Genomic DNA, 21,170 nt, shown 5'->3' with positions numbered 1-21,170 from the left:
TCTCCATTTGTTCTTGTCGCAAGCCCGCATGGTTGCCAGTGCCGGGCCAGCGCACAATCGCGCATTTCCTGACCCGGCCTTCGGAATTGACAAAGCCTTGACCCCGCCCATGCCCTCTTCGCCTTTCATGCCCCTCATGCACTTCGACCTGACGGACCTGCGCCTGTTCGTGCATGCCGCCGAACTGGGCAGCCTCACGCGCGCCTCGCAAAGGCAGCACCTGTCCCTGGCCGCAGCCAGCCTGCGCATCAAGGCGCTGGAGGAGCAGGCGGGCATGCCCCTGCTGTACCGCGAGGCGCGCGGCGTGCGGCCCACGCCGGCCGGCGAAGCCTTCCTGCACCACGCGCGCGGCATGCTGCTGCAGTCCGAGCAGCTGCGCCACGACCTGCAGGAGTACGGCGCCGGCCTGCGCGGCCATGTGCGGGTGTTTGCCAACACCACGGCCGTGACCGACTTTCTTCCCGAGATCCTGCCCGCCTTTCTTGCCGATCACCCGCGCGTGAACGTGGACCTGCAGGAGCGGCCCAACGCCGAGATCGCGCGCGGCGTGCTGGACGGCCGGGCCGACCTGGGCATCGTGGCCGGCCAGGTGGATACGCTGGGCCTGCAGACCATCCACTTCAGCACCGACCGGCTGGTGCTGGCCACGCCGCGCGGCCACCGCTTTGCGCGGCGCAAGCGCATTGCGTTTGCCGAGACGCTGGACGAGGACGCCATCGGCATGCAGCAGGGCAGCACGCTGCAGACATTTCTGGCAGGTGTGACCGAGCGCCTGGGCAAGCCCATGAAGCTGCGCATACAGCTGTCCAGCTTCGACGCCATGTGCCGCATGATCGGCGCCGGCGTGGGCATAGGCATCGTTCCCGAGAGCGCCGCGCGGCGCAACCGCGAAAGCATGGGGCTGGCGCTGATCGATCTGACAGACGCCTGGAGCGTGCGCGAGCGCCGCATCCTCGTGCGCGACCAGGGCCGGCTGCCGCGCCATGCGCAGGCCCTGATCGAGGTGCTGCAGGCCTACTACGCCGCGCCTGCCGTCTCCTGAGCCTGCGGCGCACCCTGCTCCATCAGGCTGGACAGCGAAAGGACCTGCCCGCCGCCCGCATCGAAGTTGCCCGGCTCCAGCCAGCGCTGGTAGGCCGCGCGCAGCGCCGGCCATTCGCTGTCGATGATGGAGAACCAGGCCGTGTCGCGGCTGCGGCCCTTGTAGACCACGGCCTGGCGGAACACCCCCTCGAACTGGAAGCCCAGGCGCGCCGCTGCGGCACGCGACGGTGCGTTCAGGCTGTCGCACTTCCACTCGTAGCGGCGGTAGCCCAGCTCGTCGAAGGCGCGCTGCATCAGCAGGAACTGCGCCTCGGTGGCCGCACGCGTGCGCTTGAGCAGGCGCGAGTAGCAGACAAAGCCCACCTCCACCACGCCGCTGGCCGTGTCCACGCGCATCAGCGCCAGCGAGCCGATGGCACGGCCCGTGGCCAGGTCGATGACGGCGTGGTGCAGCGGGTCATCGCCGGCCTGGGCGGCCTCGGCAAAGCGCAGATAGGCCTGGGCATCCGCGAAGGGGCCTACCGACATGTATGTCCAGTCGCTGGCGTCCGGCGCCTGGCTGAAGGCATCGAACAGATCGGCTGCATGGCGCGCGGCGGACAGCGGCTCCAGCCGGCAGTAGCGGCCTTGCATGGGCGTGCGCGGCGGGCGCTGGCGCGGGGTCCAGTTGGGAAGGTCGTGGCCTACGGGTTGGGAGTGGGCATTGAGTGCGGGGGGCATGGGAGATTCCTGGTCAGGTCATTTGGCAGGGCCACGATAGCGCTGGCGTGGCATCATTGAAAGCGCCATATCCTCCTTATTTCATGGTGCCACGCCACCCATTGCATGCACGCCTCCGACCTGCTGACCAGTCCATTGCAATCCGGCCCTGGAGCGGCTCCCCGCCAGCGCCAACTGATCCAGCGCCTGAAGCAGGCCATCCTGGCGGGCCGGCTGCCGGCCGGTGACCGCCTGCCGGCCTCGCGCGCCCTGTCGGAGGATCTGGGAGTCTCGCGCAACACCGTGCTCATCGCCTACGAGCAACTGGCGGCCGAAGGCTATGTGGTCGCCGACCGGCAGGGCACGCGCGTGGCGGCTGTATCCACCCATTCCACGGCAGCCGCCGAGGCGGCAGCCGCGCCCCCTTGCGCACCCCGCACGGCCCGGCGCCTGGACCGCATCGCGCCCACGCGCCATGCCATCGACCGCAGCCTGCCCCTGACGCCGGGCACGCCCGCGCTGGACAGATTCCCCCTGCCCGCCTGGCGCCGTTCGCAGGACCGCGCATTGCGCCTTCCCGCCAGCGCCACGCTGGACTATGGCGACCCTGCGGGCGAGCCCGCACTGCGCCAGGCCATTGCGCAGCACCTGCGCATCTCGCGCGGCGTGCGCTGCGATGCCTCGCGCATCATCGTCACCGAAGGCGCCCAGGGTGCGCTGGACCTGTGCGTGCAACTGCTCACCAACCCGGGCGACCATGCCTGGCTGGAGGAGCCCGGCTACCGGGGCGCCAAGTCGGCCTTTGCAGGGGGTGACCTGTGCGTCAGCACACTGCGCGTGGATGCGGATGGCGCAGCCATCGCGCCCGGCCTGTGGGACAGCCATCCTCCACGGCTGATCCAGATCACGCCATCTCACCAATATCCCACGGGCGCCGTGCTGTCGGTGGCGCGCCGGCTGGACCTGCTGGAGCGCGCGCGCCGCGCGGGGGCCTGGATCATCGAGGACGACTACGACAGCGAATTCCGCCACCAGGGCACGCCCATCGCAGCCATGCAGGGCCAGGTGCCGGACGCGCCCGTGCTCTATGTGGGCACCTTCAGCAAGACCATGTTCCCGGCACTGCGCCTGGGCTTTGTGGTGCTGCCGCAGTCCCTGGCCACCAGCGCGGCATCCGCCGTGCAGGAGATGCTGCGCGGCGGCCACCGCCTGGAGCAGCTGGCCATGGCGGACTTCATGGAAAGCGGCCAGTTCTCGCGCCACCTGGGGCGCATGCGGCGCCTGTACCGCGAGCGCCAGGCGGCCCTGCGCGAGGCACTGGCCACGCAACTGGGCGTGGAGCATGAGGTGCTGGGCGGCCACGGCGGCCTGCACCTGACGGTGCGGCTGCCGCCGGACCTGTCCGACCGTGCCATCGTGGAGCAGGCGCAGCGCGCCGGCATGAACCCGGGCGCCCTCTCGTCCTTCGCCCTGGCACCGCTGCCCCAGGACAACGGCCTGGTGATCGGCTATGGCAACACCGATGCCGCGCGCTTCGGCGCGCTGGTCAGGCGGCTGGGCAAGCTGGCGGCAGCTGCGTTACCGCGCTAGCCGCGGCGCGGCTCCAGCGGCTATGCCTCCTCCGAACGCGTGCTCACCCCTGCCTGCGCAAAGCTGGCCATCTCGCCCAGCATGGCACAGGCCGACACCAGCAGCGGCCAGGCCAGGGCCGCGCCCGAGCCTTCGCCCAGGCGCAGTTGCCAGTCCAGCAGCGGCTCGGCACCCAGGTGGGCCAGCATGCGCACATGGCCGGGCTCGCCCGAGCGGTGCGAGAAAACGCAGCGCTCCAGCACGGCCGGCTGCAGGCGGCTGGCCACCAGCACGGCGGCCGTGGTGATGAAGCCATCGACAACGATGACACGGCGCTCGGCAGCGGCCTGCAGCACGGCGCCCACCATGGTGGCAACCTCGAAGCCGCCCATGGCCGCCAGCGCGTCCAGCGGTTCCGTGGCCTGGGCGTGCAGCTGCAGCACCTCCTGCAGCACCCCGATCTTGCGGGCCAGCCCGGCCGCATCCAGGCCGGTGCCAGCGCCCGTGACCTCGGCCAGCGGTTCGCCGCACAGCCGCGCCAGCAGCAAGGATGCGCTGGAGGTATTGCCGATGCCCATCTCGCCCAGCAGCAGCGCATTGCCCGGCAACTGGCGCACCAGGGCCGCGCCGTTGCGCAGGGCCATGGCGCATTCGGTGTCCGTCATGGCCGGGCCCTGGCTGCAGTCGCGCGTGCCGTAGCCCAGCTTGCGGCGCCACAGGCGCGGCTGGCCGGGCTGGGGAAGCTTGTCGTCGGGGTCCTGCTCGCGCGCGGGAAAGTCGCGCGCCACGCCGCAGTCCACCACGTTCAGCGCCAGCCCATGCTGGCGTGCCAGCACGCTGACGGCGGCGCCGCCGGCCATGAAGTTCTCGACCATCTGCCAGGTCACATCCACCGGATAGGCCGACACGCCGCGCGCAGCCAGCCCATGGTCGGCCGCAAACACCAGCATCTGCGGCTGCTGAAGCACCGGCCTGTCCTGACCCAGGATGCAGGCAATGCGCAGCGCCAGCTGCTCCAGCCGCCCCAGTGCGCCCAGCGGCTTGGTCTTGTGGTCTATGGCGTGCTGCACGCGCTGGGTGAAGGCGGCATCGGCCAGCGAGGCGATGGCGGGAATAGCGGCTATAGCGGTAGTGGCAGCATTGGCGCCATCGTGCGAGTGTTCTGTGGGTGCAGCGGAATGCGGGGTGGGCGTTGACATGGCGAAGCGGCCTTGGCCCGGGGCGGGCGTGGCGGGCAGATTGCAAAGGCGCAAGTATGGCGCGCCGCGCAACTCCGGCAGAACCATCGGTCTCTTTCCTGCCGCCATGGACGGTCTGGGCGTCGATTGCCGCAGCAGGCCGTACAGGCCGGCCCGTTCTGAGACAATCGCTGCCACACGTGTCTCCCCAGCCCCCCACTACCTCCATGACGGTTTCCTTCTCGGCCATCCAGCCCGGTCTCAAGCTTGCGGACCAGGTTGCCCGGCAGCTGGAGGCGCGCATCCGCGCCGGCAATCTGCAGCCGGGGCAGAAGCTGCCGACCGAGGCCGAGCTCGTGCAGCAGCTCGAGGTCAGCCGCACCGTGGTGCGCGAGGCGGTGTCCCAGCTCAAGTCGCGCAACCTGGTGGAATCGCGCCAGGGCAGCGGCGTGTTCGTGAAGGCGGCAGGCATAGAGCCACTGGACTTCGAAGGCCTGCCGGCGGCTGGCAGGAATGCGCTGATCCAGATCACCGAGGTGCGCCGCGCGCTGGAAGCCGAGGTGGCCGAACTCGCGGCGCGCCGGCGCAGCGAAGAAGACATGCAGCGCATCCACGATGCGGAGAGCGCCCTGGCCGAGGCCGTGCGGCTGGGCCGTGATGGCGTGGAGGAGGACATGGCGTTTCACCGCGCCATTGCCCAGGCTTCGGGCAACCCGTTCCTGATCAGCACGCTGGACTACCTGTCGCAGTTCCTGCGCGGCGCCATGCGCATCACGCGCGCCAACGAGGCGCGGCGCGAGGACTTCGGCAAGGCCGTGGAACGCGAGCACCACAGCATCGTGCTGGCCATCGAGGCCGGCGACCCCAAGGCCGCGCGCAAGGCCGCCGCCACGCACATGGGCAACGCCATAGACCGCATCCACCGCGCCGACGCCAGCTTCTGGGAGCAGGACGGCGAACGCCTGGCCCGCGACATCCTGGCCGCCAAGCCCTGAACCACCGAAACCACCCTTGGCGCATGGCCAAGGGTTTCCACCTTGTTTGGATTTTTGCGCAAAATTTGTATGATGACCTGATGACAATATCAGTCACACCTCTTTTTGCAGCCGGCACACCTGGCCTTTGCCTGGGCATTCACCCATGAGCGACGAATCCCGCATCCGCGAGCAGATCTGCGCCACCGGCGCCAGCCTCTTCCAGCGCGGCTACACCGTCGGCGCTGCCGGCAACATCAGCGCGCGCCTGCATGACGGCTGGCTGATCACCCCCACCGACGCCTGCCTGGGCCGGCTCGACCCGGCCGAGCTGTCCAAGGTCGATGCCGGCGGGCAGTGGGTCAGCGGCGCCAAGCCCTCCAAGACCCTGGTCCTGCATCGGGGCATCTACGCCAATGACGGCGAGGCGCGTGCCGTCATCCACACGCATTCCACGCATCTGGTGGCGCTGACGCTGTCCGGCGTCTGGCGCGAAGACGAGGTGCTGCCGCCCATCACCCCCTACCAGGTCATGAAGGTGGGCCGCATCCCGCTGATCCGCTACCGCCGGCCCGGCGACCCGCAGGCCGCCGCCGAGGTGGCCACGCTGGCCGGCCAGGTGCGCGGCGCCTTGTTCGAGCGCCTGGGCCCCGTGGTCTGGGAACGCTCGGTGGAGCAGGCCAGCCATGTGCTGGAAGAGCTGGAGGAGACCGCAAGGCTCTGGCTCATGACCCATCCCCGGCCGCAGCCCCTGGACGCGGCCGCCATCGACGAGCTGCGCACCACCTTCGGGGCGCGCTACTGATTTGCACCGCGGCGCCCACGGCCGCATTCCACCACCCAGCCCATCCACAGCCGCGCAGCCGCCAGGCGGCGCACCAAGCGGCGAACCCAAGGGAGACTTGAAATGACGACAACGGATATCGCATCCGGCCAGGCCGGGGCCCACCCTGCCCAGGCCGACTCTCCGGAGACGGCACGCGCCTACGCCAAGGTGTTCTGGCGCCTCGTGCCGTTCCTGATGCTGTGCTATGTGATCGCCTACCTGGACCGCGTGAACGTGGGCTTTGCCAAGCTGCAGATGTCCCAGGACCTGGGCTTCAGCGAGACCGTGTTCGGCCTGGGCGCAGGCGTGTTCTTCATCGGCTACTTCCTCTTCGAGGTGCCCAGCAACCTGCTCATGCACCGGCTGGGCGCGCGCGTCTGGATCGCCCGCATCATGATCACCTGGGGCATTCTGTCGGCCATGTTCATGTATGTGGAAACGCCCACGGGCTTCTACATCCTGCGCTTTCTGCTGGGCCTGGCCGAGGCGGGCTTCTACCCCGGCGTGATCCTGTACCTGACCTACTGGTACCCGGCCCACCGGCGCGCCAAGATCGTGGCGCTGTTCATGTCGGCCATCCCCGTGGCAGGCATCTTCGGCAACCCGTTGTCGGGCTGGATCATGCAGGCCTTCCACGGCGACCATGGCCTGCACGGCTGGCAGTGGATGTTCCTGATCGAGGCGATTCCCGCCCTGGTGATCGGCGTGGTGACCATCTTCTACCTCGACAACGGCATCTCCAGCGCCAAGTGGCTGACGGCCTCCGAAAAGCAGCTGCTGGCGCGCGAGATCGAACTGGACCAGCAGCACTCAGGCGCCCAGAAGCATTCGCTCAAGGCCGTTTTCGCCGACCGCCGCGTCTGGTGGATGTGCCTGATCTACTTCGCCTTTGTCGCCGGCCAGTACGGGCTGACCTTCTGGATGCCCACGCTGATCAAGTCCACGGGCGTCACGGGCGCGCTGAACATCGGCCTGCTCAGTGCCATCCCCTTCCTGTGCGCCATCGTGGTGATGAACCTCATGGGCCACAGCGCCGACAAGCGCCGCGAGCGCCGCTGGCACCTGATCGTGCCCGCGCTGATGGGCGCCGTGGGCTTTGCGATGACGGCCTTCTTCGCCGACAACACGGTTCTTTCCCTGATCTTCCTGTCGCTGGCCGCAGCCGGCGTGCTGACCTGCGCGCCGCTGTTCTGGTCGCTGCCCACGGCCTTCCTGTCGGGCACGGCGGCGGCGGCGGGCATTGCCATCGTCAACTCGGTCGGCAACCTCGCGGGCTTCGCCAGCCCTTACATGATCGGCTACCTCAAGGACCTGACCCAGTCCACGCAGGCCGGCATGTTCGTGCTGGCGGGAGTGCTCGTGGTGGGCGCCATCGCGGTCTGGCTCACCCCCGCAAAGATGGTCAACCGCTGACCGGCCCTTCTTCCCATCCTTCAAGCTCCAAGCCCCAAGACACATGAAAGTACTGATCACCGGCGGCGCCGGATTCCTGGGCCAGCGCCTGGCCCGCAAACTGCTCGAACAGGGCGCGCTGACGCTGGCCGGCACCCGCTGGCCCATCCACCAGATCGACCTGCTCGACGTGGTGGCCGCCCAGGCCATTGACGACACGCGCGTGCGCTCCCTGGTGGGCGACATTGCCGACCCGCAGGTGCTGCGCGGCGCCATAGACCAGGACACGGCCGTGATCTTCCATCTGGCCGCCGTGGTCAGCGGCCAGGCCGAGGCCGACTTCGACCTGGGCATGCGCATCAACCTCGATGCCTCACGCGCCCTGCTGGAGACCTGCCGCGCCGTGGGCCACATGCCGCGCGTGGTCTTCACCAGCTCGGTGGCCGTCTACGGGGGCGACCTGCCCGACACCGTGCTGGACGGCACGGCCCTGAACCCGCAGTCCTCCTACGGCACGCAAAAAGCCATTGCCGAGCTGCTGCTGGCCGACTACACGCGGCGCGGCTTTGTCGACGGCCGCGTGCTGCGCCTGCCCACGATCAGCGTGCGCCCTGGCCGGCCCAATGCGGCCGCCTCGTCGTTTGCCAGCGGCATCATCCGCGAGCCCCTCAACGGCGAGGCGGCCAACTGCCCCGTGGGTGCCACCACGCGCCTGTGGCTGCTGTCCCCGCGCCGCGCCGTCGAGGCCCTGGTCGCAGGCTGCGAACTCGATGCCAGCGCCGTCGCCGACCGCCGCCCCATCAACCTGCCCGGCGTGTCCGTCAGCGCAGGCGACATGGTGCGCGCGCTGCGCGAAGTGGCTGGCGACGAAGTGGCCAACCGCGTGAGCTGGCAGCCCGACGACAAGGTCGAGCGCATCGTCGGCAGCTGGCCCGGCCGCTGGGATACCACGCGCGCCAACCAGCTGGGCCTGCGCGGCGACGAGGACTTTGCGGCCATCGTGCGCGCCTACATCGCCGATGACCTGACACCGGCCAAGCCATGAGCAACGGCACCTCCACACCACAGCCCGCAGCACGCGCCGTCGGCGTGATCGGCCTGGGCGCCATGGGCGCCGGCATGGCGCAAAGCCTGCGCCGCGCCGGCCACCACGTGCATGTCCACGACATCCGCCCCGAGGCCGCAGCCGCCTTCGCCGCCGAAGGCGGCACGGCCTGCGCCACGCTGGCCGACATGGCCGCCGCTTGCCGCATCATCGTCAGCGTGGTGGTCAACGCCCAGCAGACCGAGGCCGTGCTGTTCGGCGAAGGCGGCATCGCCCCTGCGCTGCAGCCCGGCTCCGTCTTCGTCATGTGCTCCACCGTGGACCCCAACTGGTCCGTGGCACTGGAGGCCAGGCTGCAGGCGCAGGGCGTGCACTACATCGACGCGCCCATCTCCGGCGGCGCGGCCAAGGCGGCGTCGGGCCAGATGACCATGATGACGGCCGCCCGCCCCGAGGCCTATGCCGCCTGCGAAGGCGTGCTCGATGCCATGGCCGCCAAGGTCTACCGCCTGGGCCACAGCGCGGGCGCGGGCAGCAAGGTCAAGATCATCAACCAGCTGCTGGCCGGCGTGCACATCGCGGCAGCGGCCGAGGCCATGGCCCTGGGCCTGCGCGAAGGCGTCGATGCCGCCGCGCTCTACGAGGTCATCACCCACAGCGCCGGCAACAGCTGGATGTTCGAGAACCGCATGGCCCACGTGCTGGCCGGCGACTACACCCCGCTGTCGGCCGTGGACATCTTCGTCAAGGACCTGGGCCTGGTGCTGGACACCGCGCGCCACAGCAAATTCCCGCTGCCCCTGGCCTCCACGGCCCACCAGATGTTCATGCAGGCATCCACCGCCGGCCATGGCCGCGAGGACGACAGCGCCGTCATCAAGATCTTCCCGGGCATCACCCTGCCCCAGGCTCCATCGGAATCCCCATGACCCTTCTTCTGGGCTGCATAGCCGACGACTTCACGGGCGCCACCGATCTGGCGAACAACCTGGTGCGCGCAGGCATGCGCGTGGTGCAAAGCATTGGCGTGCCCGCCGGCCCGGTGGACGAGGGCGTGGACGCCGTCGTTGTCGCGCTCAAGTCGCGCACCATCGCGCCGGCCGATGCCATTGCGCAATCGCTGCAGGCCCTCGAATGGCTGCAGGCCCAGGGCGCCAATGGCCGCGCGCCGCAGATCTACTTCAAGTACTGCTCCACCTTCGACAGCACGCCGCAGGGCAACATCGGCCCCGTGACCGATGCGCTGATGGACGCGCTGGGCTGTGGCTTCACCATCGCCACGCCGGCCTTCCCCGACAACCAGCGCACCGTCTTCAAGGGCCACCTGTTCGTGGGTGATGTGCTGCTCAGCGACAGCGGCATGCGCAACCACCCCCTCACCCCCATGACCGATGCCAACCTGGTGCGCGTGCTGCAGGCGCAGACACGGCGCAAGGTGGGGCTGATCGACCATGTGGCCGTCGCGCAGGGCGAGGCCGCCATCCGCGCGCGCATCGCCGCACTCCAGGCCGAGGGCGTGGGCATGGCCGTGGTCGATGCCGTCTCCAACGACGACCTGCTGCGCCTGGGGCCGGTGCTGGCCGGCATGCCCCTGGTCACGGCGGGCTCGGGCGTGGCCATCGGCCTGCCCGCGAACTTCGGCATCCAGCCCACGGCCCAGGCCGCTGCCCTGCCAACCGCCACCGGCCTGCAGGCGGTCGTCTCGGGCAGTTGCTCGGTGGCCACCAATGCACAGGTGGCGCACTTCATCGCCTCGGGGCGCCCTGCCCTGGCGCTGGAGCCCCTGCGCATCGCCGCCGGCGAGGACGAAGCCGGCAAGGCCCTGGCCTGGGCCCGCCAGCACATCGCCAGCGGCCCGGTGCTGATCTACTCCACGGCCGAATCCTCGGCCGTCAAGGCCGTGCAGGGCCGCCTGGGCGTGGAGCAGGCCGGCGCACTGGTCGAACAGACCATCGCCGCCATCGCCCGGGGGCTGGTCGAGATGGGCGTGCGCCAGCTCGTCGTGGCCGGTGGCGAAACCTCGGGCGCCTGCGTGCAGGCGCTGGGCATCGAGCAGATGCGCATAGGGCCGCAAATCGACCCTGGCGTGCCCTGGTGCCATGCCGCATCGCCCCTGGCGCCGCAGGGGCTGCACCTCACGCTCAAGTCCGGCAACTTCGGCACCACGGACTTCTTCACCAAGGCCTTCGGCGCGCTGGCAAGCGCCTGATGCCACACTCAGCCTCCGTTTTCAGGAAAGCCTTCATGCCCCGTTTCGCCGCCAACCTGTCCATGCTCTACAACGACCTGGACTTTCTTGACCGCTTCGAGGCCGCCGCGCGCGACGGCTTCCAGGCCGTCGAATACCTGTTTCCCTACGACTTCGCCCCCGAGCAACTGGCCCGCCGCCTGCAGGACCACGGCCTGCAGCAGGTGCTGTTCAACGCCCCGCCCGGCGACTGGAACGCGGGCGAGCGCGGCCTGGCCTGCATTCCCGGGCGCGAGGCGGAATTCGCCCAGGGCATGGAACGCGCCGTGGCCTACGCCCAGGCCCTGGGCTGCCCGCGAATCCACGTCATGGCCGGGCTCAAGCTCGCAGGCGCCAGCGATGACATCCTGCGCGCAACCTACATCGCCAACGTGCGCCATGCCGCACGGCTGGCCGCGCCCCACGGCATCGCCATCCTGCTGGAGCCCATCAACGGCCGGGACATGCCCGGCTTCTTCCTGAGCCGCCAGGACCAGGCCCATGCGCTGCTGGCCGACATTGCCGAGCCCAATGTCCAGGTCCAGATGGACCTCTACCACTGCCAGATCGTCGAGGGAGACCTCGCCATGAAGATCCGCCAGTACCTGCCCACGGGCCGCGTGGGGCATGTGCAGATCGCAGGCGTGCCCGAACGCCACGAACCCGACGTGGGCGAGGTCAACTACCCCTACCTTTTCTGCCTGCTGGACCAGCTGGGCTACGACGGCTGGATAGGCTGCGAATACCGCCCCGCGCGCGGCGCGGCGGCACACGCTACCAGCGAGGGGCTGGGGTGGATGAAGGAGTGGCTGTAGCTGTAGCGTCTGCTGCGGCAGCCCGTCATCCGCCGGGCACGGGAGGATGGAGCGGATAGCTGTCCTGCGTATCCGCCGCCTGCGTTCAGGAATATTCCAGATCGCTGTGCTTGCCGACCACCAGCCGGCCGGCCGACAGCGACATCATCAGCAGCGCAATCGCCTCATGCATGATCAGCGTGTGCGTGTTGCCGGCCTCCACCATCTTGCTGCGCAGCGATTCGCGCACCTGCAGGGAGCCGGTCACGTCGATGATGATGTCCACCGCCGCGTCCACCAGCTCCATGAACCGGGTGGTGACCGGCACGCCGCGCGCGCGTGCCAGTGCGATGCCGGGCTGGTTCAAATCCAGGTCGGCCACCCCAAGCAACTGCACGAAGGGCGCGTCCAGCAACTGCTGCAGCAAGGGAGTGCCGGTCTGCCCCGCACCAATGACCACGATCCGGAAGGCTTGCATGGGATGAATCCTTTTTCCATATGGGAAGTACGGCGCCATCATAGAAATGCCTTGCCGGTGCGCGCTGGTCCGGGACAGGTGGAATGGGTTTGTATGACCCAGATCAAATCCGGTGGACAGGGGCGTGGCGGCGGGCCAGGTCTCTGCGGTCGAGGTTCGATACCGGCTGCCTGCAGCACGGACCACACCACAGGCTGCTGACGCGAGAGCCTGCATTCGCCCACAAAAAAACCCGCCGGCTTCGTGGCCCGGCGGGTTTTCTCAGGTGAACAACAGCCAGCGCTGTTATTGCCTTACAGGAACCTGCTCCGTGTACTCGCGCAGCACGCCGCCGCCTTCGACGGAGCCGCTGACTTGGCCGTCCTTGACGCGCTCCACGCAGGAGCGGCGGTCGCCTTCGTTCTTGAAGACATCGCAGCGGGCCACGGCATTGCGCTGGAAGTGGTCGCCCGACTGGACGCCGCCTCGGCGCGATTGCTCCTGGACGGCTGCAGCCTCGTGCTGTGCCGGGTCGCGGCGGTCATAGCCGCGCTTGGCCGGCCCCTTGGGCTCGGCGTGCTTCTTGTGGTGGTGATGGGGCTTGGCCTTTTCCGCAGCGGGCGGCGGGGGCGGCATGCCATCGGGGCCAGGGGCGGGCTGGGCAGTGGCCAGTCCGGCCATGCCAAGCACGGCGGCGCCAATACACAGCTGCAGGGGACGAATCCATGGGTTTTTCATAGCTTCACTCCATTCCTCGTGAAAAAAGTCAAGGCCCAAGCATGCGTGTTTTCCAGCTCCCCATTTATCGGTACAGCGCGGCTGCGCATGCAGGCCATGGCCTACAGCTTGCCGTGCCCCCTGCAGGCGGCCCCTGACCTGGGTCAAGCCTGGTGCGCAAACCAGCGCTGCACGCCTTCGGCCATGCGTGCGAAGACGCTGTCCAGCGTGGGCACCTCGGCGCCCCACAGGGCGCGCAGCACCTCGGCGTTCTCGAACAGGCCGTGCCAGTAGCAGCCGGCGATGCGGCCATCGGGGCTGTGCCACAGCAGACCGGGCACGGGCTCGGCCACGGCACTGCCAGCGGCCACCATGTCGGGGCGCACGCTGGTCTGGCCGTGGTGGATTTCATAGACCTGTGCCTGCACGCCAGACAGCGGCGCCAGCGCACCCGGCAGCGGCGGCAATTGCACGCTGGCGGGCAGCACGGTCTTGTCGGGCGCGAACAGGGTCGTCAGCGGCAGAAGGCCCAGGCCGGCGGCGTTGCCGTCCACGCCATGCAGGTCGATCAGCGCCTCGCCCAGCATCTGCAGGCCGCCGCAGATGCCCAGCACCTGCCGGCCTGCCGCAGCGTGTGCAGCAACGGCGGCATCCAGGCCCTGGGCGCGCATCCAGGCCAGATCGGCAGCCGTGGCCTTGGAGCCGGGCAGGATGATCCAGTCGGCGCCTGCCAGCTGGGCCGGCGTGCGCGCCCAGACCACGCGCAGGCCCGGCACCTGCAGCAGGGGCTGGAATTCGTCGAGGTTGCTGATGCGCGGGTAGGCAATGATGGCGATGGTGGTGTGCACGGCGCGCCCCGCCCCTCCTCCAGAGCCACGGTCGTCAAAGACGCCATCCTCCTCCGGCAGGCCATGCTGGAACTGCATGGGGATGGTGGCCACGGTGGGCACGCCGGTGCGCTCCTGCAGCATCTGCGGGGCGGGCGCCAGCAGGCTGGCATCGCCCCGGAATTTGTTGAGCACGAAGCCGCGGATCAGCGCCTGTTCGTCCGGCGGCAGCAGGGCCCAGGTGCCGTAGAGGTGGGCGAAGGCGCCGCCCCGGTCTATGTCGGACACCAGCAGGCAATGCGCGCCGCAGTGGCGCGCCACGCGCATGTTGACCACGTCGCTGGCATGCAGGTTGATTTCTGCGGGGGAGCCGGCGCCTTCGATGACGACCACATCGTTGTCGGCGCGCAGGCTGTCCAGCGCCTCGGCGATCTGCGGCCAGACGCGGGCGCTGCGGCCGCGCCAGGGCAAGGCCGAGAGTTCCTCGCTGACCCGGCCCAGCAGCACGACCTGGCTGCGCATGTCGGCCTCGGGCTTGAGCAGCAGCGGGTTCATGCGCACATCGGGCGCGCAGCCTGCGGCCAGGGCCTGCAGGTACTGTGCCGTGCCGATCTCGCCCCAGGCACCGCCCGGCGCGGAGACCACCCGCGCGTTGTTGCTCATGTTCTGCGCCTTGAAGGGCGCCACCTTGTAGCCCTGGGCGCGGTACCAGGCGCACAGCGCGGTGGCCACCCAGCTCTTGCCGGCACCGCTGCTGGTGCCCAGCACCATTACGCACAGCGCGGGGCGCTGGCCGGTGGTGGGCAGGGGCAGATTCACGGCGGCGGGTTCATTCGATTGCATGGTGTTTCTCCATTGGCTGCCAGGCGGCCAGCAAGGCGTTCTGGGATGCGGGCGCCAGCACGCCCATGCGCACGCAGCCGGGCAGGCCGAAGCTGTCGCAGTCGCGCAGCTTGATGCCCTGCGCGCGCAGTTGGGCCAGACGCGTCTGCATGGCGTCGCCCTGCTGGGCTTGCGGCCAGCGCGCCACAAAGTAATTGGCCTGCGAGCCGGGCAGTACCTGCCAGCCCAGGCGCTGCACCAGATCGATCTGTTGCGCCTTCCAATCGCGCAGCCGTTGCAGGCTTTGCGCCAGCCATTGCCGGGTGGCCGGTGCGGTCCAGGCCGTGAGCATGGCCTCGCCATGGGCGCCCACAGGCCACGATGGTGACAGGGCACGCAAGGCATCGATCTCGTCGTGCGGCACGGCTTCGGGCGCAATGGCGTAGGCCGCGCGCACGCCGGTCATGCCCAGGGCCTTGTTGGGGGTCCACATCTGCCAGGCATCGCGCACCTGGGAGGGCACGGCGGGTTCCATGCCCAGCTCCAGTCTGAGGGGGGCATAGGCGCAGTCGATCACGCGCCAGGTGCCGGGCGGTGCGGGCTCGCTCCACAGGGGCCAGACGTCGTCGGGCCGGCCCAGCGGGCTCGATGGCGCGCAGGCCCAGTGCAGGCCGGGGCCGGCCTCGGTGATGCCGTCGCGCGCGGCCAGGAGCAGGCGCCAGACCTGCGCCGCGTGGGCGTAGTCGCCGTAATGGTGGGCCGGCAGGCTGGCGACGGCCGCGCCTTCGCGCGATGCATGCATGGTGATGCGGTGGATGAAGTCGCTGGCGCTGGCCGCAATGACAATGCGCTCGGCCGGCACGCCATGAAAATCCGCCAGCCGTGCGCGCAACGCCGTGTAGTGCGGGTCCGGGTACTGGGCCGCGTGTGCCTGGGACAGCGCATCCAGCGCTTGCGGGCAAGGTCCGCAGGCATTGCGGTTGGTGGAGAAATCGTGCGCGGGCACGCCCAGCGCATCCGTGCCACCGTGGGTGACTGTCATTGGTTTCATCGTGTCTGCCCCGTCATCACCCATCCAAGGACCAGCGCGAGGGCCGCCCCTGCAGCCACCAGCATGGCGACCACGCGGCCCGCATGCGCCACGGCCTGCTGCAGCTCGGCCGCCTTCGGCACGCGGCCTTCGGGATTGAGCACATAGACGCCGGGCTTGCCCAGGCGCACGCCCAGCAGCCTTGCCATGGCGCCCATGGGCCAGCCGCCGTTGGGCGACGGGGTGATGCGCGCGTCCTGGTGCAGCGCACCCCAGCCCGGCCGCCGGCCAGCAGCCAGGCCGGACAGCACCAGCAGCAGCGCGGTCAGGCGCGCCGGTATCCAGTTGAGCAGGTCATCGGCACGCGCCGCCCATTTGCCGGCCCATTGCCAGTGGCGCCGGTCATCGCCCTGCCCGCGCCAGCCCGGGTAGCCCCACATGGCATCGGCCGTGTTGGCAAAGCGGTAGAGGGCCGCGCCCGGCAGGCCGGCCACGGCAAACCAGAACAGCGGCGCCAGCACGGAGTCGCTGAGGTTCTCGGCCAGGGTTTCGATGGCGCTTTCGCGCACCTGGCCTGCATCCAGCTGCGCCGTGTCGCGACTGACCAGCCAGGTCAGCCGCTCGCGGCCTGCGGGCAGGGATTGCTGCAGTGCGGCTTCCACGGCCAGCACCTCGTCGCGCAGCATGCGCCAGGACAGAAGCGGCTTGAGCAGCACGCCCAGCACCAGGGCGCCCAGCCACCAGGGCATGGGCGGCAGCAGCCACTGGATGAACGCGTAGATGGCGAAGAACAGCAGCGCCAGCAGGCACCAGGCGACGGCGCCCAGCGCAAAGCGTGGCCAGTCGCGCACATGTTCTTCGCGGGGGGCAATTCTTCGCCCAACCGCAGCCAGCAGCCGGCCCATGGCGACCACGGGGTGCATCCACACGGGCGGCTCGCCCCAGAGCCGGTCGACCAGCAGGGCCACGGGAACGGCCAGCGCGGCGGCAAGGGCGTGGCGCGCCCAGGGTTCGGCTTGGACCTGGGCCTGCGGCTGCGACAGCGCCTGCCAGCACCACCACAGCGGGCTGAGCGCGGCGCCCAGCAGTTGCCAGGAAGGACTGTCGCTCATGCCTGCGGTGGTGGGGCGGCGGCGCGCTGGCCCCAGAAGTCGTCGTAGAGCATGTCCTGCAGCGGTGCGCGGCTGGCCCACTTTTGCTGCTGCAGCATGGGCTCGGCATAGTAGGCCGACACGGGGCCCAGGCACAGCACGGCCAGCGGCCGGCTGCCCACGGGCATTTGCAGCAGCGCGGCCAGCACCTCGGGATCGAACAGCGAGACCCAGCCCAGCCCCAGCCCCTCGGCGCGCGCGGCCAACCACAGATTCTGGATGGCGCAGGCGGCCGAGGCCACGTCCATCTCGGGCAGGGTGCGCCGGCCGAAGACATGGGCCTCGCGCCCTGGCGGCATGGCCACGACCAGTACTTCGGCCGCATCCAGCACGCCCTGGACCTTGAGCTGCATGAAGTCTTCCTCGCGCTCGCCCAGGGCACGCGCGGTCTGCAGGCGTTCCTGCTCGATCACGGCATGGATCTCCTGGCGCAATTGCGCATCGCGCACGCGGATGAAGCGCCAGGGCTGCATGAAGCCGACGCTGGGCGCGTGGTGGGCGGCGCGCAGCAGGCGCAGCAGCACCTCGGGCGCGACTTCGCCGCCGCAGAAGTGGCGCATGTCGCGCCGCTCATGGATGGCGCGGTAGACGGCTGCCCGCTCGGCCTCGGCAAAGGGTTGGGCGGGAATGGTCTCTGGCGCCCGGGATTGCGTTTCGCTGCTCATGCCGCCATTGTCCGCCGCAGGCCGGGCCTGCGGGCGGCATCAGTCCTCAATACCACGCTGGGCGGGAATGCCGGCCTGGAAGGCGTGCTTGACCAGTTCCATGCGCGTGACGGTATCGGCCACGGCAATGATTTCCTCGGGGCAGCGGCGGCCCGTGAGCATGACGTGCACATGGCGCGGGCGGTCGGCCAGGGCCTGCAGCACAGGCTCCAGCGGCAGCCAGCCATAGATCAGCGGATAGGTGATTTCGTCGAGCACGACCAGGAAGTGATCACCCGAGAGGATGGCGGTGCGCGCACGCTCCCAGCCTTCGCGCGCGATCTGGGCCGACCGCTCATGGTCCTGGCTCTTCCAGCTGAAGCCGTCGCCCAGTCCCTCGATGGGCATTCCCAGCTGCTCGAACATGCGGTGCTCGCCAAAGCGCGCCGTGGGCACCTTCATGAACTGGAAGATCTTGACGGACTTGCCCCGGCCATGCGCGCGCAGGGCCAGGCCGAAGGCCGCCGTGCTCTTGCCCTTGCCGTCGCCGGTGTTCACCAGCACCAGGCCACGGCGTTCGCCTTCGGGCTTTTCATAGGGCTTTTCCGTCGGGGCCTGTTCGATCTGCATGGGTCTGTCATCCTCAAAAGTTGCACGCGCTGCGGCGGGCATGCGCCGCAGCGGAGCGCCACTTTAACCGAGGCGGGCGCCCAGCCGGCGCTGCAGGGCACGCACGGCGCTGTCCACCGTGGTGAGCACGGGCAGGCCCGTGGCGGCCTCGCAGGCGGCGCGGGCACGCGCCATGCTGAACTGGGCCAGCGCAATGCGCGTGCAGCCACGCGCGGCCAGGGCCCTGGCCTGCTCGACCACCAGGCGGTCATGCGTGGCAGTGTCGCCCCGGTTGAGCGCGTCCATGGCGCCATCGGCCAGGGCGGGCACGAGTTCGATGCCGGCCGGAAACTCCGGCGGCATGGACTGCAGCGTGGGCGCAAAGCTGGAGATCAAACCCAAGGCCCCCTGCTGGCCCTGCACGGCCTCTTCGATCATGGCCTCGTTGGGCTTGAGCACGGGCAGCGGCGCATGGCGCGCGGCCACGGCCTCGATGCACGGGCCAAAGGCCGAGCAGGTGAACAAGATCCCCTGCGCGCCCGTGTCCACGGCGTACTGCGCAAGGCGCTGGAAACGCTCGTGCATGGCGGCGTCCAGCCCGCGCCCGTTGCGCGCCAGGTCGGCCGAGAGGCTGTCGTCCAGCAGGTTCATGCGAACCGCCTCGGGCCAGTCGCGCGCAAAGGCTTCGTTGATGGGAGCGACGGAGTGGCTGAGGGCGTGGATGAGGGCGATGCGGGTCATGGATGCGTGCAATAAGTTCAGATGCCCTTGGACGAGGGATGGGCGAAGGCCTCGCGCGTCTCGGCGTTGAGCGGGTAGTTGATGTTGATGTTCCTGGGCGGGATGGGCGACATGAACCAGCGGTTGTAGAGCTTTTCCATCTCGCCGGACTGCATCATGCCCGTCACCACGCGATCCACGATGGCCTTGAAGCCGGCATCGTCCTTGCGCAGCATCAGCGCCTGGTTTTCGGTGCGCAGGCTTTCGCCGGTGATCAGGTAGTCCTGCGGGTTCTTGGCATTGGTGATCTGCCCGGCGAGCAGGATGTCATCCAGCACGAAGGCCTGGGCACGGCCGCTCTCCACCAGCATGAAGGAGTCCGAATGGTCCTTGCCCGAAAGGTTGGTGATGTCGAGGTTGCGGCCCCGGTCCGCCTCGCGCAGCAGGCGAAAGGACGTGGTGCCCGCCGTCGTCGCCACGGTCTTGCCCTGCAGGTCGGCGACGGAGCGCAGCCCCGAGTCCGCGCGCACCAGCATGCGCACGTTGTAGCGGAAGATATCCGGCGAGAAGGCCACCTGCTTTTGCCGCTCCACCAGGTTGGTGGTGGAGCCGCACTCCAGGTCCACCGTGCCGTTGGCCACCAGCGGGATGCGGTTGGCAGAGGTCACGGCCTGATAGCGCACCTGCAGTGCGGGCAGCTTGAGCTGGGCCTTGACCTCGTCCACGATGCGCCGGCAGATGTCCATGCTGTAGCCCACGGGCTTGAGATCGCCATCCAGGTAGGAAAAGCCGAACGAGGACTCGCGGTAGCCCAGCGTGATGGCCCCGGCCTGCTGGATCTTGGCGAGCGTGCCGCTGTCCTGGGCATGGCTGGCGGCCAGCGGCAGCAGCGCGGCGATCAGGGCGCTGGTCACGGCCAGGGCCGTGCGCTTCAGGGTCGGGCGGGATGGGGTCATGGGGACACTCCTGTGGCGGGGTTGGGGAAAGCGTGGGAAAGCGTGGAAATGCGCGCAAGCGCAGGAACGGATCAGAGAACCTGGGCGAGTGCGGCCTCGATGGACTCGGCCAGGCGCGTGGCGATGGTCTGCAGCTGTTCCCGCGTGGCGATGAAGGGCGGCGCCAGCAGCACGTGGTCGCCCGCACGGCCATCGGCCGTGCCGCCGCCGGGGTAGCACAGCAGGCCGCGCTGCATGGCTTCGGTCTTGATGCGGGCATTCAGCTTCAGGCCCGCATCGAAGGGCGCCTTGCTGGCGCGGTTGGCCACCAGCTCCACGCCCCAGAAGAAGCCGCGCCCGCGAATGTCGCCAACGTGCTCGCCCGCGCGGCGGTGGCTGCCCAGGGCGTGCACCAGCATCTGCCCGAAGGCTTCGCCATCGGTACGCACCTTGTCCAGCAGGCCGTCGCGCCGTATCACGCGCTGCACGGCCAGCGCCGCCGCGCAGGCCACCGGGTGGCCCAGGTAGGTATGGCCGTGCTGGAAGAAGCCGCTGCCGCGCGACATGGCATCGACGATGCGCCCCTGCGCCAGCACCGCACCCACGGGCTGATAGCCGCCGCCCAGGCCCTTGGCCACGGTGATCAGGTCGGGCACCACGCCTTCCTGCTCGCAGGCATGCAGGGTGCCCGTGCGGCCCATGCCGCACATCACCTCGTCCAGGATGAGCAGCACGCCGTGGCGGTCGCACACCTCGCGCACGGCCTTGAAGTAGCCGGGCACGGGCGTGAGCACGCCGGCCGTGGCGCCGCCCACCGTCTCGGCCACGAAGGCGATCACGCTGCGCGGGCCGTGGACGCCGATGGCCGCATCCAGTTCGTCGGCCAGGCGCTGGCCGTATTGCTCTGGGGTTTCATCGTCGCGCTGGTCGCGGTAGGCATTGCAGGGCGAGACATGGGTGGCCGGCACCAGGATGGGCGCGAACGGCGCGCGCCGCCAGGCATTGCCGCCCACGGCCAGCGCACCCAGCGTGTTGCCGTGGTAGCTCTGGCGGCGCGCGATGAAGTGCGTGCGCTCGGGCTGGCCGATCTCCACGAAGTACTGGCGCGCCATCTTGAGCGCGGCCTCCACGGCCTCGGAGCCGCCGCTGACCAGGTAGGCGTGGCTGGTGCCTTCGGGCGCCCCGCGCACCAGTTCCTGCCCCAGTTCCTCGGCCACCGCAGTGGTGAAGAAGCTGGTGTGGGCATAGGCCAGCCGGTCGATCTGGTCATGCATGGCGGCGATCACGTCGGGATGACCATGGCCCAGCGAGGACACGGCCGCGCCGCCCGAGGCATCGATATAGCTGCGCCCCTGCGCGTCGCGTATCTCCAGGCCGCTGGCGGCGACGGCAACGGGGGGCGTGTGGTGCAGGTGACGATGGAACACATGGCTCATGGCAGTTCTTTCAAGGAACAAATGTTTCATCGCATTATTTGACGGAACATTTGTTCCGTCAACAGAGATTTCAA

At 69.4% G+C, this 21,170-nt stretch carries 21 protein-coding genes; 9 read left to right on the top strand and 12 right to left on the bottom strand.

Features of this window, described 5'->3' with window-relative positions:
- The first annotated feature begins 136 nt into the window (after nucleotides 1–136).
- Nucleotides 137–1,042: a LysR family transcriptional regulator gene (locus BO996_RS13150; protein WP_026062687.1), complete on the top strand. Its 906-nt coding sequence runs from the start codon at nucleotides 137–139 to the stop codon at nucleotides 1,040–1,042.
- Here BO996_RS13150 and BO996_RS13145 read toward each other — a convergent pair.
- On the bottom strand, nucleotides 1,018–1,764 hold the full coding sequence (locus BO996_RS13145) for a GNAT family N-acetyltransferase (protein ID WP_071954974.1): 747 nt from the start codon (nucleotides 1,762–1,764) through the stop codon (nucleotides 1,018–1,020). The genes BO996_RS13150 and BO996_RS13145 overlap by 25 nt on opposite strands.
- A 105-nt stretch (nucleotides 1,765–1,869) precedes the next feature.
- Between BO996_RS13145 and pdxR the strand changes: the two genes are divergently transcribed.
- Nucleotides 1,870–3,333 (top strand): MocR-like pyridoxine biosynthesis transcription factor PdxR, encoded by a 1,464-nt coding sequence (gene pdxR, locus BO996_RS13140; RefSeq protein ID WP_071954973.1) that lies wholly within the window; start codon nucleotides 1,870–1,872, stop codon nucleotides 3,331–3,333.
- 20 nt (nucleotides 3,334–3,353) lie between these two features.
- Here the strand turns inward: pdxR and cobT are convergent, their stop codons facing one another.
- Nucleotides 3,354–4,598 carry a nicotinate-nucleotide--dimethylbenzimidazole phosphoribosyltransferase gene (gene cobT / locus BO996_RS13135; protein ID WP_083571151.1) on the bottom strand — a complete coding sequence of 415 codons (1,245 nt, stop codon included), beginning with the start codon at nucleotides 4,596–4,598 and terminating at the stop codon, nucleotides 3,354–3,356.
- Nucleotides 4,599–4,717: 119 nt separating this feature from the next.
- Between cobT and BO996_RS13130 the strand changes: the two genes are divergently transcribed.
- The 7 genes from BO996_RS13130 to otnI all read left to right on the top strand — a co-directional run bounded on the left by BO996_RS13130 (nucleotide 4,718) and on the right by otnI (nucleotide 11,769).
- A complete protein-coding gene (locus tag BO996_RS13130) occupies nucleotides 4,718–5,485 on the top strand; it encodes a FadR/GntR family transcriptional regulator (protein WP_013803197.1) in 768 nt (255 codons plus the stop codon).
- 145 nt (nucleotides 5,486–5,630) lie between these two features.
- On the top strand, nucleotides 5,631–6,269 hold the full coding sequence (gene otnC / locus BO996_RS13125; protein WP_071954972.1) for a 3-oxo-tetronate 4-phosphate decarboxylase: 639 nt from the start codon (nucleotides 5,631–5,633) through the stop codon (nucleotides 6,267–6,269).
- 102 nt (nucleotides 6,270–6,371) lie between these two features.
- Nucleotides 6,372–7,703, top strand: a complete 1,332-nt coding sequence (locus tag BO996_RS13120) for an MFS transporter (protein ID WP_043819407.1) — start codon at nucleotides 6,372–6,374, stop codon at nucleotides 7,701–7,703.
- A gap of 43 nt (nucleotides 7,704–7,746) precedes the next feature.
- Entirely contained in the window at nucleotides 7,747–8,727 is a 981-nt protein-coding gene (gene denD, locus BO996_RS13115; protein WP_071954971.1) for a D-erythronate dehydrogenase, read from the top strand.
- Complete coding sequence (ltnD, locus tag BO996_RS13110; protein ID WP_071954970.1) at nucleotides 8,724–9,656, top strand: L-threonate dehydrogenase; 933 nt, start codon at nucleotides 8,724–8,726, stop codon at nucleotides 9,654–9,656. Before denD ends, ltnD begins: the two co-directional genes overlap by 4 nt.
- Complete coding sequence (gene otnK, locus BO996_RS13105; RefSeq protein ID WP_071954969.1) at nucleotides 9,653–10,936, top strand: 3-oxo-tetronate kinase; 1,284 nt, start codon at nucleotides 9,653–9,655, stop codon at nucleotides 10,934–10,936. Before ltnD ends, otnK begins: the two co-directional genes overlap by 4 nt.
- Nucleotides 10,937–10,971: 35 nt before the next feature.
- Nucleotides 10,972–11,769, top strand: a complete 798-nt coding sequence (gene otnI, locus BO996_RS13100) for a 2-oxo-tetronate isomerase (protein ID WP_071954968.1) — start codon at nucleotides 10,972–10,974, stop codon at nucleotides 11,767–11,769.
- 85 nt (nucleotides 11,770–11,854) lie between these two features.
- Here otnI and BO996_RS13095 read toward each other — a convergent pair whose 3' ends face one another.
- From BO996_RS13095 to BO996_RS13050, 10 genes are all read right to left on the bottom strand, one after another.
- Entirely contained in the window at nucleotides 11,855–12,226 is a 372-nt protein-coding gene (locus BO996_RS13095) for an oxidoreductase (RefSeq protein WP_071954967.1), read from the bottom strand.
- Nucleotides 12,227–12,511: 285 nt separating this feature from the next.
- On the bottom strand, nucleotides 12,512–12,943 hold the full coding sequence (locus BO996_RS13090) for a hypothetical protein (RefSeq protein ID WP_013803206.1): 432 nt from the start codon (nucleotides 12,941–12,943) through the stop codon (nucleotides 12,512–12,514).
- Between the two features lie 143 nt (nucleotides 12,944–13,086).
- The gene (locus BO996_RS13085; protein WP_071954966.1) at nucleotides 13,087–14,592 is read right to left on the bottom strand and encodes a cobyric acid synthase; all 1,506 of its coding nucleotides are present in this window, start codon (nucleotides 14,590–14,592) and stop codon (nucleotides 13,087–13,089) included.
- Entirely contained in the window at nucleotides 14,579–15,622 is a 1,044-nt protein-coding gene (locus tag BO996_RS13080) for an aminotransferase class I/II-fold pyridoxal phosphate-dependent enzyme (RefSeq protein WP_071954965.1), read from the bottom strand. Before BO996_RS13080 ends, BO996_RS13085 begins: the two co-directional genes overlap by 14 nt.
- Complete coding sequence (gene cbiB / locus BO996_RS13075) at nucleotides 15,619–16,713, bottom strand: adenosylcobinamide-phosphate synthase CbiB (protein WP_071954964.1); 1,095 nt, start codon at nucleotides 16,711–16,713, stop codon at nucleotides 15,619–15,621. The genes BO996_RS13080 and cbiB overlap by 4 nt, the downstream gene beginning before the upstream one ends.
- Nucleotides 16,710–17,417: a 5,6-dimethylbenzimidazole synthase gene (gene bluB, locus BO996_RS13070; RefSeq protein ID WP_071954963.1), complete on the bottom strand. Its 708-nt coding sequence runs from the start codon at nucleotides 17,415–17,417 to the stop codon at nucleotides 16,710–16,712. The genes cbiB and bluB overlap by 4 nt, the downstream gene beginning before the upstream one ends.
- Nucleotides 17,418–17,456: 39 nt before the next feature.
- Nucleotides 17,457–18,026 (bottom strand): cob(I)yrinic acid a,c-diamide adenosyltransferase, encoded by a 570-nt coding sequence (gene cobO / locus BO996_RS13065; RefSeq protein ID WP_013803210.1) that lies wholly within the window; start codon nucleotides 18,024–18,026, stop codon nucleotides 17,457–17,459.
- A gap of 63 nt (nucleotides 18,027–18,089) precedes the next feature.
- Nucleotides 18,090–18,746, bottom strand: coding sequence for an aspartate/glutamate racemase family protein (locus BO996_RS13060; protein WP_034391838.1), 657 nt, complete (start codon nucleotides 18,744–18,746; stop codon nucleotides 18,090–18,092).
- Nucleotides 18,747–18,763: 17 nt separating this feature from the next.
- Nucleotides 18,764–19,681: an amino acid ABC transporter substrate-binding protein gene (locus BO996_RS13055; protein WP_071954962.1), complete on the bottom strand. Its 918-nt coding sequence runs from the start codon at nucleotides 19,679–19,681 to the stop codon at nucleotides 18,764–18,766.
- Between the two features lie 71 nt (nucleotides 19,682–19,752).
- Complete coding sequence (locus BO996_RS13050) at nucleotides 19,753–21,096, bottom strand: aspartate aminotransferase family protein (RefSeq protein WP_071954961.1); 1,344 nt, start codon at nucleotides 21,094–21,096, stop codon at nucleotides 19,753–19,755.
- Nucleotides 21,097–21,170: the final 74 nt, after the last annotated feature.

Source organism: Delftia sp. HK171 (genome assembly GCF_001886655.1).
GTDB lineage: Bacteria > Pseudomonadota > Gammaproteobacteria > Burkholderiales > Burkholderiaceae_C > Comamonas > Comamonas acidovorans.
The sequence above is the reverse complement of the archived record's forward strand: the minus strand, read 5'-3'. Positions and strand labels throughout refer to the sequence as shown.

Bases quoted from the DNA above. Each gene is read 5' to 3' on its own strand.
- BO996_RS13130 (WP_013803197.1), top strand. From the start codon at position 4,718: ATGACGGTTTCCTTCTCGGCCATCCAGCCCGGTCTCAAGCTTGCGGAC.
- otnI (WP_071954968.1), top strand. From the start codon at position 10,972: ATGCCCCGTTTCGCCGCCAACCTGTCCATGCTCTACAACGACCTGGAC.
- BO996_RS13150 (WP_026062687.1), top strand. From the start codon at position 137: ATGCACTTCGACCTGACGGACCTGCGCCTGTTCGTGCATGCCGCCGAA.
- BO996_RS13055 (WP_071954962.1), bottom strand. From the start codon at position 19,681: ATGACCCCATCCCGCCCGACCCTGAAGCGCACGGCCCTGGCCGTGACC.
- pdxR (WP_071954973.1), top strand. From the start codon at position 1,870: ATGCACGCCTCCGACCTGCTGACCAGTCCATTGCAATCCGGCCCTGGA.
- BO996_RS13085 (WP_071954966.1), bottom strand. From the start codon at position 14,592: ATGCAATCGAATGAACCCGCCGCCGTGAATCTGCCCCTGCCCACCACC.
- denD (WP_071954971.1), top strand. From the start codon at position 7,747: ATGAAAGTACTGATCACCGGCGGCGCCGGATTCCTGGGCCAGCGCCTG.
- cbiB (WP_071954964.1), bottom strand. From the start codon at position 16,713: ATGAGCGACAGTCCTTCCTGGCAACTGCTGGGCGCCGCGCTCAGCCCG.
- BO996_RS13080 (WP_071954965.1), bottom strand. From the start codon at position 15,622: ATGAAACCAATGACAGTCACCCACGGTGGCACGGATGCGCTGGGCGTG.
- bluB (WP_071954963.1), bottom strand. From the start codon at position 17,417: ATGAGCAGCGAAACGCAATCCCGGGCGCCAGAGACCATTCCCGCCCAA.
- otnC (WP_071954972.1), top strand. From the start codon at position 5,631: ATGAGCGACGAATCCCGCATCCGCGAGCAGATCTGCGCCACCGGCGCC.
- cobT (WP_083571151.1), bottom strand. From the start codon at position 4,598: ATGGTTCTGCCGGAGTTGCGCGGCGCGCCATACTTGCGCCTTTGCAAT.
- BO996_RS13050 (WP_071954961.1), bottom strand. From the start codon at position 21,096: ATGAGCCATGTGTTCCATCGTCACCTGCACCACACGCCCCCCGTTGCC.
- BO996_RS13060 (WP_034391838.1), bottom strand. From the start codon at position 18,746: ATGACCCGCATCGCCCTCATCCACGCCCTCAGCCACTCCGTCGCTCCC.
- cobO (WP_013803210.1), bottom strand. From the start codon at position 18,026: ATGCAGATCGAACAGGCCCCGACGGAAAAGCCCTATGAAAAGCCCGAA.
- BO996_RS13095 (WP_071954967.1), bottom strand. From the start codon at position 12,226: ATGCAAGCCTTCCGGATCGTGGTCATTGGTGCGGGGCAGACCGGCACT.
- ltnD (WP_071954970.1), top strand. From the start codon at position 8,724: ATGAGCAACGGCACCTCCACACCACAGCCCGCAGCACGCGCCGTCGGC.
- BO996_RS13145 (WP_071954974.1), bottom strand. From the start codon at position 1,764: ATGCCCCCCGCACTCAATGCCCACTCCCAACCCGTAGGCCACGACCTT.
- BO996_RS13090 (WP_013803206.1), bottom strand. From the start codon at position 12,943: ATGAAAAACCCATGGATTCGTCCCCTGCAGCTGTGTATTGGCGCCGCC.
- BO996_RS13120 (WP_043819407.1), top strand. From the start codon at position 6,372: ATGACGACAACGGATATCGCATCCGGCCAGGCCGGGGCCCACCCTGCC.
- otnK (WP_071954969.1), top strand. From the start codon at position 9,653: ATGACCCTTCTTCTGGGCTGCATAGCCGACGACTTCACGGGCGCCACC.